Annotated in this window: 10 protein-coding genes; all 10 read left to right on the top strand. The window is 72.7% G+C overall.

Annotated features, from left to right (window positions below):
• Positions 1-50 precede the first annotated feature (50 nt).
• Positions 51-1,379 carry a DUF6716 putative glycosyltransferase gene (locus AC6I72_RS12065; RefSeq protein ID WP_498000784.1) on the top strand — a complete coding sequence of 443 codons (1,329 nt, stop codon included), beginning with the start codon at positions 51-53 and terminating at the stop codon, positions 1,377-1,379.
• 32 nt (positions 1,380-1,411) lie between these two features.
• Positions 1,412-2,902, top strand: a complete 1,491-nt coding sequence (locus AC6I72_RS12060; protein ID WP_498000783.1) for a cytidylyltransferase domain-containing protein — start codon at positions 1,412-1,414, stop codon at positions 2,900-2,902.
• Positions 2,903-2,914: 12 nt separating this feature from the next.
• Positions 2,915-3,853, top strand: coding sequence for an N-acetylneuraminate synthase family protein (locus AC6I72_RS12055; protein ID WP_498000782.1), 939 nt, complete (start codon positions 2,915-2,917; stop codon positions 3,851-3,853).
• A gap of 52 nt (positions 3,854-3,905) precedes the next feature.
• Complete coding sequence (locus tag AC6I72_RS12050) at positions 3,906-5,093, top strand: hypothetical protein (protein ID WP_498000781.1); 1,188 nt, start codon at positions 3,906-3,908, stop codon at positions 5,091-5,093.
• A gap of 261 nt (positions 5,094-5,354) precedes the next feature.
• Positions 5,355-6,617, top strand: coding sequence for an amidohydrolase (locus AC6I72_RS12045; protein WP_498004663.1), 1,263 nt, complete (start codon positions 5,355-5,357; stop codon positions 6,615-6,617).
• 513 nt (positions 6,618-7,130) lie between these two features.
• Entirely contained in the window at positions 7,131-8,189 is a 1,059-nt protein-coding gene (locus tag AC6I72_RS12040) for a BMP family lipoprotein (protein ID WP_498000780.1), read from the top strand.
• 208 nt (positions 8,190-8,397) lie between these two features.
• Positions 8,398-9,924 carry an ABC transporter ATP-binding protein gene (locus tag AC6I72_RS12035; RefSeq protein ID WP_498004662.1) on the top strand — a complete coding sequence of 509 codons (1,527 nt, stop codon included), beginning with the start codon at positions 8,398-8,400 and terminating at the stop codon, positions 9,922-9,924.
• Positions 9,921-11,051, top strand: a complete 1,131-nt coding sequence (locus tag AC6I72_RS12030; protein WP_498000779.1) for an ABC transporter permease — start codon at positions 9,921-9,923, stop codon at positions 11,049-11,051. The genes AC6I72_RS12035 and AC6I72_RS12030 overlap by 4 nt, the downstream gene beginning before the upstream one ends.
• Complete coding sequence (locus AC6I72_RS12025) at positions 11,048-12,334, top strand: ABC transporter permease (protein WP_498000778.1); 1,287 nt, start codon at positions 11,048-11,050, stop codon at positions 12,332-12,334. The genes AC6I72_RS12030 and AC6I72_RS12025 overlap by 4 nt, the downstream gene beginning before the upstream one ends.
• The gene (locus AC6I72_RS12020) at positions 12,331-12,735 is read left to right on the top strand and encodes a cytidine deaminase (RefSeq protein WP_498000777.1); all 405 of its coding nucleotides are present in this window, start codon (positions 12,331-12,333) and stop codon (positions 12,733-12,735) included. Before AC6I72_RS12025 ends, AC6I72_RS12020 begins: the two co-directional genes overlap by 4 nt.
• Positions 12,736-12,812: the final 77 nt, after the last annotated feature.

Genomic DNA, 12,812 nt, shown 5'->3' with positions numbered 1-12,812 from the left:
TTGCATTCCGGTTGGGCGGGACCTAGAAATGCCTTCCTAGCGTCTGCGACGTGCCAGCAAGTGCAACGAAAACCCTGCGGGTCGCCGTTCTCGCGGATTCCGACACCCGGTGGAAATGGGGCGCGCTCACCGCGCAGCGCGTCGCCCCCGCCGGTGCCGGGATCCGGCTCGACGGCTACCTCCTGCGGGGCCGTGCCACCCCCACCGCCCGCCAGCTGACGGAGGTCGGCGTCCGCGCGGACTCGCTCCGCGAGGTGACCGCCGTCGAGTTCCTGCGCGCCATGGCCCCCGGCGCGGCGGGCGAGGAGCCCTGCGACGTCCTCGTGCTCGCCCTCGTGGGCGGCGGCGTGCAGGCGGTGCTGCACGGACTGAAGCGGGCCTGGGAGGGCGCCGGCCGGCGGCCCGTGGTCGTCACCGGGTACGTCGGTGTCGTCTACGAGAAGCTCGCCGACGGTCTGCTGCTGCGGCACGGCGCGGACCTGGTGCTCGCCAACTCGCGCCAGGACGCGGAGCGTTTCCGCGCCGTCTACGAAGGAGTGGGCGCCGACGCGTCCGCGGTCACCGAGGTGGCCCTGCCGTTCCTCGGCGGCGCTCCCTACACCGGCGCGCACGACCCGTACACCGTGGTGTTCGCCGCGCAGCCCTCCGTCCCCGAGAGCCGCCGGGACCGTGCGTACCTGCTGGAGCGGCTGATCCGGCACGCCCGGCTGCACCCCGGCCGCGAGGTGCTGCTCAAGCTGCGCTCCCGGCCGGGCGAACACACCACCCACATTGAGGAGGTGCCGTACCAGAGGCTGGCGCAGCGGGCCGCGCTGCCGCCCAACCTGCGCCTGGTCTACGGGCACATGGGGGAGGTGCTCGACCGCACCGACCTGCTGGTGACGGTCAGCTCCACCGCCGCGCTGGAGGCGCTGCACCGCCGGATCCCCACCGTCGTCCTCACCGACCTCGGGGTGCGCGAGACGCTCGGCAACCACCACTTCACCGGGTCCGGCTGCCTCGCCTCCTGGGACCAGCTCGACGCCGGACACCGTCCGGTGCCCGAGGAGGAGTGGGTGGCCCGGCAGGGCGTCGCCACCGGCGGTTCCTACGCCACCGCCTTCGACACGGCCCGCGAACGCATCGGCGAGCTGCTCCGGGCGCCCGGCGGCCTGCCCCCGCTCGACCCGTACTACACACCCGGGACCGCGCCCGGCTACCTGCCGGGCCTCCTCGCACGCCACCACCTGGGACCCGACGGCGCGCCGCTGCCGGGGGCCCCGGCAGCCGACCGCGGCCCCGGACCGGTCCGGCAGATCGTCCGCCGGGCCGCCCGCGGCGCCTACCGCCACGGCGTGCAGCGCGTGGCGCCCGTCATCCGGCGGATGGGGGAGCTGTGAGCCGCCCGACCCCACCTCGAGGAGCAGATGTCATGTCCCACCCGGAAGCGGGCCAGGGCGCCCCGGTACGCCGTGTGCTCGCGGTGATACCCGCGCGCGGCGGCTCCAAGGGCGTGCCCGAGAAGAACCTCGCCCCCGTGGGCGGTGTGCCCCTGGTGGCGCGTGCGGTGCACGCGTGCCGGGCGGCGCGGTCCGTGACGGACGTCGTGGTCTCCACCGACGACCGGGCCATCGCGGCGGCGGCGCGCGAGGCCGGTGCCGAGGTCGTCCTGCGGCCGGCCGCGATCGCGGGGGACACGGCCACCTCCGAGGCGGCCGTCCTGCACGCGATGGACGCCCACGAGGCGCTGCACGGCGCGCGGGTGGATGTCGTGCTGCTGGTGCAGTGCACCAGCCCGTTCCTGACCCGCGAGGACGTCGACGGGGTCGCCCGCGCGGTCACCGAGACCGGCGCGGACACCGCGGTGACCGTGGCACCGTTCCACGGGTTCCTCTGGCGGGACGCCGGGGAGACGGCGGACGCCGCGGGCCCGGCCGACGCCGGGGGCCCGGGGGGCGCGGTGACCCGCCGTGCGGCGGCGGGCGGGGCCGGTGCCGCGGACGGGACCGGTGGTGTCGCCGGACCTGTGGGTGTCGGCGGGACCGGTGGTGCGACCGCCGTGGCCGTCGCCGCACCGGACGACGGAGCCGCTCCGGCGGGTGGGACCGCACCGGCCGACGGGACCGCACCGGCCGCCGTGGCCGGCGGCTACGGCGTCAACCATGACAAGTCCTTCCGTCCGCGCCGCCAGGACCGCCCGCAGGACCTGCTGGAGACCGGCGCCGCCTACGCGATGGACGCCGCGGGCTTCCGCACCCACCGGCACCGCTTCTTCGGCCGTACCGAACTGGTGCGCACCGACCCGGCGCGCGTACTGGAGATCGACGACCCGCACGACCTCGCCCGCGCCCGCGCTCTCGCCCCCTTGTTCGACGCGGACCGCCCCCCGGCGCCGGGCACCGGCCGGGCGGCGCGGACCCCCGGCGGCGCCCTGCCCACCGCCGAGGACATCGACGCGGTCGTGCTCGACTTCGACGGCACCCAGACCGACGACCGGGTGCTGATCGACTCCGACGGACGCGAGTTCGTCTCCGTGCACCGCGGGGACGGCCTCGGCATCGCGGCGCTGCGCAGGAGCGGCCTGCGCATGCTGATCCTGTCCACGGAGCAGAACCCGGTCGTCGCCGCCCGCGCCCGCAAGCTCAAGCTCCCGGTGCTGCACGGCATCGACCGCAAGGACCTCGCCCTCAAGCAGTGGTGCGAGGAGCAGGGCATCGCCCCCGAGCGTGTCCTCTACGTCGGCAACGACGTCAACGACCTCCCGTGCTTCTCCCTCGTCGGCTGGCCCGTGGCGGTCGCGAGCGCCCACGACGCCGTCCGCGGCGCCGCCCGCGCCGTCACCGCCCTCCCCGGCGGCGACGGCGCCGTCCGCGAGATCGCCGGCTGGATCCTCGGCCCCTCCCTCGATTCCCTCCCCCAGTAAGGAAACCCCCTCATGAGCACCAACTCCCGTCTGCGCACCTTCGGTTCGCGCGAGGTCGGCCCCGGCAGGCCCGTCTACATCTGCGGCGAGATCGGCATCAACCACAACGGGGAGCTGGAGAACGCCTTCAAGCTCATCGACGTGGCCGCCGAAGCCGGCTGCGACGCCGTCAAGTTCCAGAAGCGCACCCCGGAGATCTGCACCCCCCGCGACCAGTGGGACATCGAGCGCGACACCCCCTGGGGCCGGATGACCTACATCGACTACCGCCACCGCGTGGAGTTCGGCGAGGACGAGTACCGCCGGATCGACGCGTACTGCAAGGAGAAGGGCATCGACTGGTTCGCCTCCCCGTGGGACACCGAGGCCGTCGCCTTCCTGGAGAAGTTCGACGTCCCCGCCCACAAGGTGGCCTCCGCCTCGCTGACCGACGACGAGCTGCTGCGCGCCCTGCGCGCCACCGGCCGCGCGGTCATCCTCTCCACCGGCATGTCCACCCCGAAGCAGATCCGGCACGCGGTCGAGGTCCTCGGCTCCGACAACATCCTCATGTGCCACGCCACCTCCACCTACCCGGCGAAGGCCGAGGAACTGAACCTGCGCGTGATCAACACGCTGGAGAAGGAGTTCCCGAACGTCCCGATCGGCTACTCCGGCCACGAGACCGGCCTGCAGACCACGCTCGCCGCGGTCGCCCTCGGCGCCGCCTTCGTCGAGCGCCACATCACCCTGGACCGGGCGATGTGGGGCTCCGACCAGGCCGCCTCCGTGGAGCCGCAGGGCCTGACCCGCCTCGTCCGCGACATCCGCACCATCGAGGCCTCGCTCGGCGACGGCGTGAAGAAGGTCTACGACTCCGAGCTGGGCCCGATGAAGAAGCTGCGCCGCGTCGCCGGTGCCGTGGCCGAGGCGGAGATCGCCGCGGCGGCGGGCGAGCCGGTCGCGGTGTGAGGCCGAGCCCGTCCAGTCCCGCACCCTCACGCGACGGAACGGTCGTACGCCGATGAGCCCCCGCGCCGGCACCACCGGCCCCGCTTCCCCCGGCTCCCCGCCCCCCACCCGCACCCTCGCCTTCGTCGAGAGCCCGGTCCAGCTCCTGAACGTCCTGGAGTGGGCGCACGCGCACGGCCTGTCGGCCCCGGCCCGGCGCCCGGCCACGGAGGACGGCCACAGCCCGCCGGACGCGTCCGCCGGGCCCGCCCGCGACCTGCTCACCCTCGTCGTGCTGGCCCCCACCGACCCGATGACCCGGGGCCAGCTGCGGCGCATGGCGGAGCTGGCCCGGGACGAGGGGCACGAGGTGCGGTGGGAGGAGGCGAGGGGCGGGGCGTCGGCGCCGTTCCAGACCGTCGGCGGGCTGGCGGGGGAGCTGCGGCGGGCGGAGCGGGTGGTGATGGGGGACCCGTTCTCCCGCTACGTGCAGCTGCTGCTGACGATCACGAAGGCGCGTGACCTCGTGGTCGTGGACGACGGCACCGCGACCATGGAGTTCACCGCCCAGCTCAGCCGCGGCGAGCGGCTGGTGCGCTGGCACCGCAAGGGCGGCCGGCCCGGCCCCCGGGACCTGCTGTTCGCCCCGGTGTCCGCCGCCGCCCGCCGCCGCCTCGCCCCCGGCCGGGGCGGGCGGCGGGTGGAGGTGTTCTCCTCCATGCCGATCGACGCGGTCCCGGACGGGGTGAGCGTCACCGCGAACCGGTTCGTGTGGACCCGGGCCCGCTTCGGGCCGCCCCGGGTCACCGCCGGCGCGGACCTCGTGGGCACCTCGCTGGTCGAGACCGGCGTGGTGGACGGCGACCGCTACCTCGCCGCCGTCCGCGCGCTGGCCGAGGCGCACGGCGCCACCCGCTACTTCGCGCACCGCCGCGAGAGCGCGGAGAAACTGCACCGGCTGGCGGTGGAGACCGGCCTGGAGGTGGTCCGTCCCGAACTGCCCCTGGAGCTCATAGCCCGCCGCGGCCCCATCGGCCGTACGGTCCTCAGCTTCCCCTCCACGGTCGTGCACACGCTGCCGCTCGCCCTGGCCGGCACGGACGTCCGCGTGGCCGTCTGCGACATCGACCCGAGCTGGCTGACGGCGACGGCCTCGCCGCGCGCCGAGGGCTTCCTGTCCGGGGTGACCGGCACCGCCCGCGACGTGCACCGCGTCACGGGCGCGGCCCTGCCCGACCGGACGGCTCCCCAGGCCCCGTAACGGCCGGCGTCCGGGGCCCGCCGGGCCGCCGGAACGTCCAGCAGGCGAACATTTCGGGCGTGATCCGGACGGTACGTGGTATGTCTGGAGGAAAGAACAAAAGACGTACCCTCGGCCGGTCAAGACGGGCGAGTGTACCCATCCCCGCCGACACCTATGCGCCGACGGTCGGTCATTCTTTCCCCTGACGGGCTGAACTTTTGTTGATCGAGGGGCAGTTGACCGGTCCGGCGTCATACCCTTCAGAGGGTGAACCAGCTGATGTCCCCAGAGTCCGAGGCCGACCATCCCGCGGAGACCGCCCTTCCCGGCACCCTGCCGGAGGCACTGTTCGCCGAGCTCGTCGCGTTCCGCCGCGACCTGCACATGCACCCCGAGCTAGGCAACCAGGAGTTCCGCACCACCGCCGCGATCAAGGCGCGGCTCGAGAAGGCGGGACTCAGGCCCCGCGTGCTGCCCTCCGGGACCGGGCTCGTCTGCGACATCGGCAGGGAGCCCGGCGACGACACGGGCATCGGGGAGGACGCCGGGGACGGCGACGGCGCCCGCGACATGCTCGCGCTGCGCGCCGACATCGACGCGCTGCCGATCCCGGACACCAAGAGCGAGTCCCCCTACCGCTCGACGGTGCCCGACCGCGCCCACGCCTGCGGCCACGACGTGCACACCACCGTCGTGCTCGGCGCCGGACTGGTCCTCGCCGGACTGCACCGCGAGGGGCTGCTGCCCCGGCCCGTGCGCCTGGTCTTCCAGCCCGCCGAGGAGGTGCTGCCCGGCGGTGCCGCCGAGGCGATCAAGGCCGGCGTGCTCAGCGGCGTGAGCCGGATCATCGCCGTGCACTGCGACCCCCGCGTGGACGCCGGGATGATCGGCCTGCGCCAGGGCGCCATCACCTCCGCCTGCGACCGGCTGGAGGTCTCCCTCGACGGGCCCGGCGGACACAGCGCCCGGCCGCACCTGACGACCGACCTCGTCACCGCCGCCGCCCGCGTCGTCACGGACGTGCCCGCGCTCGTCGGCCGCCGGATCGACACCCGCGCCGGGCTCGCGGTGACCTGGGGGCGGATCGAGTCGGGCCACGCCCCCAACGTCATCCCGCAGCACGCCGAGCTGGCCGGCACCGTGCGCTGCCTGGACATCAACGCCTGGCGGCACGCCCCCGACATCGTGGTCGCCGCGATCGACGAGGTGGCCAACCTGCACAAGGCCAAGTCGGAGATCAACTACGTGCGCGGGGTGCCGCCGGTCGTCAACGAGTCGGTGGTGACGGAACTGCTGCGCGAGGCCATGACGGCACGGCGCGGCGCGGCCTCCGTGGAGGGCACCGAGCAGAGCCTGGGCGGCGAGGACTTCTCCTGGTACCTGGAACAGGTCCCCGGCGCCATGGCCCGCCTCGGCGTCCGCACCCCCGGCGAACGCACCCTGCGCGACCTGCACCAGGGCGACTTCGACGCGGACGAGTCCGCGATCAGGGTGGGCGTGGAACTGTTCACGGCGGCGGCGCTGCTGCACCCGACGCACTGAACGACCGCGTCAGCCGCGCGGGGCGGGTGCGCCGGCACACCGAACGACCGCATCCGCCGCGCGGGGCGGGTGGGCCGGCACACTGAGCGGCTCGGCCACGTGCTGAGCAGGCGCGTCCGGCGCCGACCCTGCGCCGCGCGCCTCGGCCGGTGCCGCCTCGCGGCCCACGGTGGGCGGGCGCCTCCCGCCGCACCCCACAGCGCCCCACCGCCCCCCCTTCGCCCGCCCCCGCCGCCGCAGCAGGGGCGGTTTCCGGCCACGGCGGCCGGCCCGGCAGGCGCTCCCGGCCGGGCCGGCGCGCGGGCCCGGAACCCGTGCGCCACATGCGCGGGACCCGGCGTTCAGACGCCGTTTGCCTCGAATCGATAACGGCTTTGGAAGAGGTCTTTTTCTGACATCTACGCGCGTTACGATGCCGAGGCCGACGCCGCCAGGGCGTCTCGGCTCGAGCACCGCAACGGTGCTCACATCAAGCGCCGACACGGCGCTCAGGTCAGGTGAAGGAGCCTTCCCGTGCGCCGGGTTGCCAAGCTTTCCGCTGCGTGTATCGCCTCCGCAGCACTCGCACTGACTGCCACCGCCTGTGGCAGCACCTCCTCCGACAGCGCCAGCTCGTCCTCGTCCTCGGGCGACGGCGGCAAGGGCGTCAAGATCGGTCTCGCCTACGACGTCGGCGGCCGTGGTGACCGGTCCTTCAACGACTCCGCCGCGCGCGGTGCCGACAAGGCCGAGAAGGAGTTCGGCGGTTCCGTCAAGGAGCTGACCGCGAAGACCTCCGACACCGAGGCCGACCGCGAGCAGCGCCTGTCGGACCTGGCGGACGCGGGCTACAACCCGATCGTCGCCGTCGGTTACGCCTACGCGCCGTCCATGACCAAGGTCGCCGCGAAGTACCCGAAGACCACCTTCGGCATCGTCGACTCGGTCGTGAACGGCAAGAACGTCGACAGCATCACCTTCACCGAGGAGCAGGGTTCCTACCTCGCCGGTGTCGCGGCGGCGCTGAAGACGAAGAAGGACCACGTCGGCTTCATCGGCGGCGTCGACGTCCCGCTGATCAAGAAGTTCGAGGCGGGCTTCGTCCAGGGCGTCAAGGAGACGAACCCCAAGATCAAGGTCGACACCCAGTACCTGTCCCACGGCTCGGACACCTCCGGCTTCGCCAGCCCCGACAAGGGCAAGGAGGCCGCGCAGGGCATGCTCGACAAGGGCGCCGACGTCATCTACACGGCGGCCGGCTCCTCCGGCAACGGCGCGATCGAGGCCGTCAGCGGCGCCAAGGGCGCCTGGGCCATCGGCGTGGACTCCGACCAGTTCAACATCCCGGGTCTGGCCAAGTACAAGAACTCGATCCTGACCTCGGTCGTCAAGAACGTCGACGTCGGCGTCTACGACCTCATCAAGTCCGTGCGCGACGGCAAGCCGCTGACGGGCAACAACGTCTACTCCCTCGCCAAGGAAGGTGTCTCGCTGTCCACCAGCGGCGGCTTCCTGACCGACATCCAGCCCAAGCTGGACGCCGCGAAGAAGAAGATCGTCGACGGTCAGACCAAGGTCAAGACCACCCCGTGACCTGACGGTCCCGGTCGGTCGTCGGATTTCGGCTCGGCGGGGGGTGCCCGCTTCGGCACCCTTCGCCGAGCCATAACAATGTGTCAACTCTACGCGTGTAGCACCGAGTTGCCGCGCTAGCGTCGCCGACGCCTGCCCTCCCCTACGCAGCCCCTTTCCCCGAGGAGAGTGCGCCATCAACGCGTCCAGCCCTCCCGCTGCCGTCGAACTGCGCGGCATCACCAAGCGTTTCCCCGGCGTCGTCGCCAACCGCGACATCGACATCACGGTCCGCACGGGCACCGTCCACGCACTGTGCGGTGAGAACGGCGCCGGCAAGTCCACCCTGATGAAGATCCTCTACGGCATGCAGCAGCCGGACGAGGGCACCATCACGGTCAACGGTGAACAGGTCGTCCTCAGCAATCCGGGTGACGCCATCGCCCGGGGCATCGGCATGGTCCACCAGCACTTCATGCTCGCCGACAACCTCACCGTCCTGGAGAACGTCGTCCTGGGCGCGGAGAAGCTGCACGGCATCGGCGGCCGGGCCCGCGCCCGGATCAAGGAGATCTCCGACGCGTACGGCCTGGGCGTCCGCCCGGACGTGCTGGTGGAGGAGCTGGGCGTCGCCGACCGCCAGCGCGTGGAGATCCTCAAGGTCCTCTACCGCGGCGCCAAGACCCTCATCCTGGACGAGCCCACCGCCGTGCTCGTGCCGCAGGAGGTCGACGCGCTCTTCGACAACCTGCGCGAGCTGAAGGCCGAGGGCCTCACCGTCATCTTCATCTCCCACAAGCTGGGCGAGGTGCTCTCCGTCGCCGACGACATCACCGTCATCCGGCGCGGCACCACCGTGGGCACGGTCGAGCCGGGCGAGACCACCCCCCGCCAGCTCGCCGAGCTGATGGTCGGCAGCGAACTGCCCACCCCGGCGACCGAGGAATCCACCGTCACGGACGTCCCCCTGCTCACCGTGGAGGGCCTGCGCCTGACGCAGACCGACCTGGACGGTGTCGAGCGGGTCATCCTGGACGACGTCTCCCTGACCATCCGCAAGGGCGAGGTCCTGGGCATCGCCGGTGTCGAGGGCAACGGCCAGTCCGAGCTGGTCGAGGCGATCATGGGCATCCGCAGGCCCGACACCGGCACCATCACGCTCGACGACGCCGACATCTCCCACACCTCGACCCGCGGCCGCCGCCAGGCCGGCATCGGCTACGTCCCCGAGGACCGCCACCGCCACGGCCTGCTCCTGGAAGCGCCGCTGTGGGAGAACCGCATCCTCGGCCACGTCGCCGAACGGCCCAACTCGCGCGGCGCCCTCCTCGACATCAAGGCCGCCCGCGCCGACACGGAGCGGATCGTGCGGGCCTACGACGTCCGCACCCCCGGCATCGAGGTCACCGCGGCTTCCCTGTCCGGCGGCAACCAGCAGAAGCTGATCGTCGGCCGCGAGATGAGCCACGACCCCAAGCTGCTCATCGCCGCCCACCCCACGCGCGGTGTGGACGTCGGCGCCCAGGCGGCCATCTGGGACCACATCCGCGAGGCCCGCCGCGAGGGCCTGGCCGTGCTGCTGATCTCCGCGGACCTGGACGAGCTGATCGGGCTCTCCGACACCCTGCGGGTGATGTACCGCGGACGCCTGGTCGCCGACGCCGACCCCGCCACGGTCACCCCCGAGGCGCTGGGCTCCGCCATGACGGGTGCCGCCGCCGGCCACCTGGAGCAGACAGAGGACGACGTGCGATGAACAAGCTGACCTCACGCATCGACAAGGAGCGGCTGCTCCTCGGGATCGCGGCACCGCTGCTGGCGGTCGTCGCCGCGCTCGTCGTCACCACGCTGGTGATCCTCGCGACCGGCAAGAACCCCGCCGACGCGTTCAGCGACATGATCACCTACGGCTCGGCCAGCGACAGCCAGGTCTACATCCTGAACAAGGCGACGACGTACTACCTGGCGGGCGTCGCGGTGGCCGTCGGCTTCCGGATGAACCTGTTCAACATCGGTGTCGACGGCCAGTACCGGCTCGCCGCGTTCGTGGCCGCCGTCCTCGGCGGCGCGCTGAGCGCGCCCGGCTGGATCGCCGTCCCGCTGATCATCCTCTGCGCGATGGCGACCGGCGCCCTGTGGGCGGCCATCGCCGGCATCCTGAAGGTGACCCGGGGCGTCAGCGAGGTCATCGCGACCATCATGCTGAACTCGATCGCCACCGCGGTCATCGCCTACCTGCTCCAGCCGGGGAAGCTCGGCGAACTCCAGCAGGGCGGCACCCTCGTCTCCACCAAGCCGCTGCCGAAGTCCTCGTACTTCTTCGGCTTCGACACCGGCGCGGCCGGCGAGCTGTGGGGCTTCATCGTCATCGCCGCGCTCGTCGGCGTCGCCTACTGGTTCGTGCTCGGCCGCACCCGGTTCGGCTTCGACCTGCGCACCGTCGGCCAGTCCGAGAGCGCGGCCGCCGCGAGCGGTGTGTCGGTGAAGAAGATGGTCGCGACCAGCATGGTCATCTCGGGTGCGGTGGCCGGTCTGATCGGCATGCCGACCCTGCTCAACGACAGCCACCAGTTCAGCAACGACTTCCCGGCGGGCATCGGCTTCACCGGCATCGCCATCGCGCTGCTCGGCCGCAACCACCCGATCGGCATCGCGCTCGGCGCCCTGCTGTGGGGCTTCCTGGAGCGCACCACGAACCACCTGGAGTTCCAGGGCTACGACAAGGAGATCCTCGGCGTGATCCAGGGCGTCATCGTCCTGTGCGTCGTGATCGCCTACGAGGTCGTCCGCCGCTACGGCCTCAAGCGCCAGCAGCAGCGGGTCGGCGCCGAACTCGCCGCCCAGGCCATCGCTCCGAAGATGAAGCAGGAGGTGGCGGGATGACTGCCACGATGACTGACGCGCCGCCGCCCGTGGCGCCCAAGGCGGACAACGGTTCCCGGCGGCCGGGCCGCTCCTTCGGCCAGATCCTCATGCTCGTCGCCGGCGCCCTGCTGCTCGTGGCCGCCGTCCGGGTGATCACCGGCGCCGACCAGCTCGACTCCGCGGGACAGGTCGGCGCCGCCCTCGGCCTCGCCGTCCCGATCGGCCTCGCCGGCCTGGCGGGCCTGTGGTCCGAGCGGTCCGGCGTGGTCAACATCGGCCTCGAAGGCATGATGATCCTCGGCACCTTCGGCGCGGGCTGGGTCGGCTGGCAGTCCAGCCCGTGGCTCGGCCTGCTGTGCGGCATCGGCTTCGGTGTCCTCGGCGGTCTCGTGCACGCGGTGGCCACCGTCACCTTCGGCGTCGACCACATCGTCTCCGGTGTCGCCATCAACCTGCTGGCGCTCGGCGCCACCCAGTACCTCGCCAAGCTGTTCTTCGCCGACGGCAAGGCCGCCGACGCGGGCGGCAACCCCAAGCAGTCCCCGCCCGCGGACGCCCTGCCGCACGTCACCGTCCCCGGCCTCTCCGACGGCCTCGCGTCGCTGGAGAAGCACCACTGGTTCCTGGTCTCCGACCTCGCCGGCATCATCGGCGGCCTGGTCACCAACCTGTCCGTGGTGACGATCCTGGCCGTGCTGCTGTTCGTGGGCAGCTGGTGGGTGCTGTGGCGCACCCCGTTCGGTCTGCGGCTGCGCTCCTGCGGCGAGAACCCGGTCGCCGCCGAGTCCCTCGGCGTCAACGTCTACACCTACAAGTACGCGGCCGTGGCCGTCTCCGGCGGCCTGGCGGGCCTCGGCGGCGCCTTCCTCGCCCTGGTCACCTCCCACACCTACCTGGAGGGCCAGACCGGCGGGCGCGGCTACATCGGCCTCGCCGCGATGATCTTCGGCAACTGGCGTCCCGGCGGCCTCGCGATGGGCGCGGGCCTGTTCGGCTTCTCCGACGCGCTGCAGCTGCGCAACGGCGGCGAGACCGTGCACGCGCTGCTGCTCCTGCTGGTCGTGCTGCTCGCCGCGCTGGCCGGCTGGAAGCTGTACCGCAAGGCGCTGGTGCAGGGTGTGGTCAGTGCCGTCATGTCCGTACTCGTCCTGCTGTGGTACCTGTTCACGGACGAGGTGCCGAGCGACTTCGTCGGCGCCACCCCGTACGTCGTCACCCTGCTGGTGCTGTCGCTGTCGGCGCAGCGGCTGCGGATGCCCAAGGCGGACGGACTGCGCTACCGGAAGGGACAGGGCAAGTGACCCACGAGGCGGCGACCGTCGACTGGGCGGCCCTGCGCGAGCAGGCGCGGGCGGCGATGACCCGGGCCTACGCCCCCTACTCGGGCTACCCGGTCGGTGTCGCCGCCCTGGTCGACGACGGACGCACCGTCACCGGCTGCAACGTCGAGAACGCCTCCTACGGGATCGGCCTGTGCGCCGAGTGCGGTCTGGTCTCGCAGCTGCAGAACACCGGCGGCGGCCGGCTGACCCACTTCACCTGCGTGGACGGCAACGGCGACATCCTCGTGCCGTGCGGGCGCTGCCGCCAGCTGCTGTACGAGTTCGGCGGGCCGGACCTGCTGCTGGAGACCCCGGCGGGCATCCTGCCGCTGTCCGAGATGCTCCCGCAGGCCTTCGGGCCGGACCATCTCGCCAAGTAAGCCCCGCGCGGCCCCCCGGCGCCCACCGCGGCGCCGGGGGGCCGCACCCTTCGGGAACCCCCTTCGCACCCTGGAAG

This window comes from Streptomyces sp. Xyl84 (genome assembly GCF_059731885.1).
This window is presented reverse-complemented; position numbering and strand designations above follow the sequence as displayed.

What these genes read in the sequence shown, in the direction of transcription:
- AC6I72_RS12060 (WP_498000783.1), top strand. Translation starts at nt 1,412, where the DNA reads ATGTCCCACCCGGAAGCGGGCCAGGGCGCCCCGGTACGCCGTGTGCTC.
- AC6I72_RS12055 (WP_498000782.1), top strand. Translation starts at nt 2,915, where the DNA reads ATGAGCACCAACTCCCGTCTGCGCACCTTCGGTTCGCGCGAGGTCGGC.
- AC6I72_RS12050 (WP_498000781.1), top strand. Translation starts at nt 3,906, where the DNA reads ATGAGCCCCCGCGCCGGCACCACCGGCCCCGCTTCCCCCGGCTCCCCG.
- AC6I72_RS12045 (WP_498004663.1), top strand. Translation starts at nt 5,355, where the DNA reads ATGTCCCCAGAGTCCGAGGCCGACCATCCCGCGGAGACCGCCCTTCCC.
- AC6I72_RS12030 (WP_498000779.1), top strand. Translation starts at nt 9,921, where the DNA reads ATGAACAAGCTGACCTCACGCATCGACAAGGAGCGGCTGCTCCTCGGG.
- AC6I72_RS12025 (WP_498000778.1), top strand. Translation starts at nt 11,048, where the DNA reads ATGACTGCCACGATGACTGACGCGCCGCCGCCCGTGGCGCCCAAGGCG.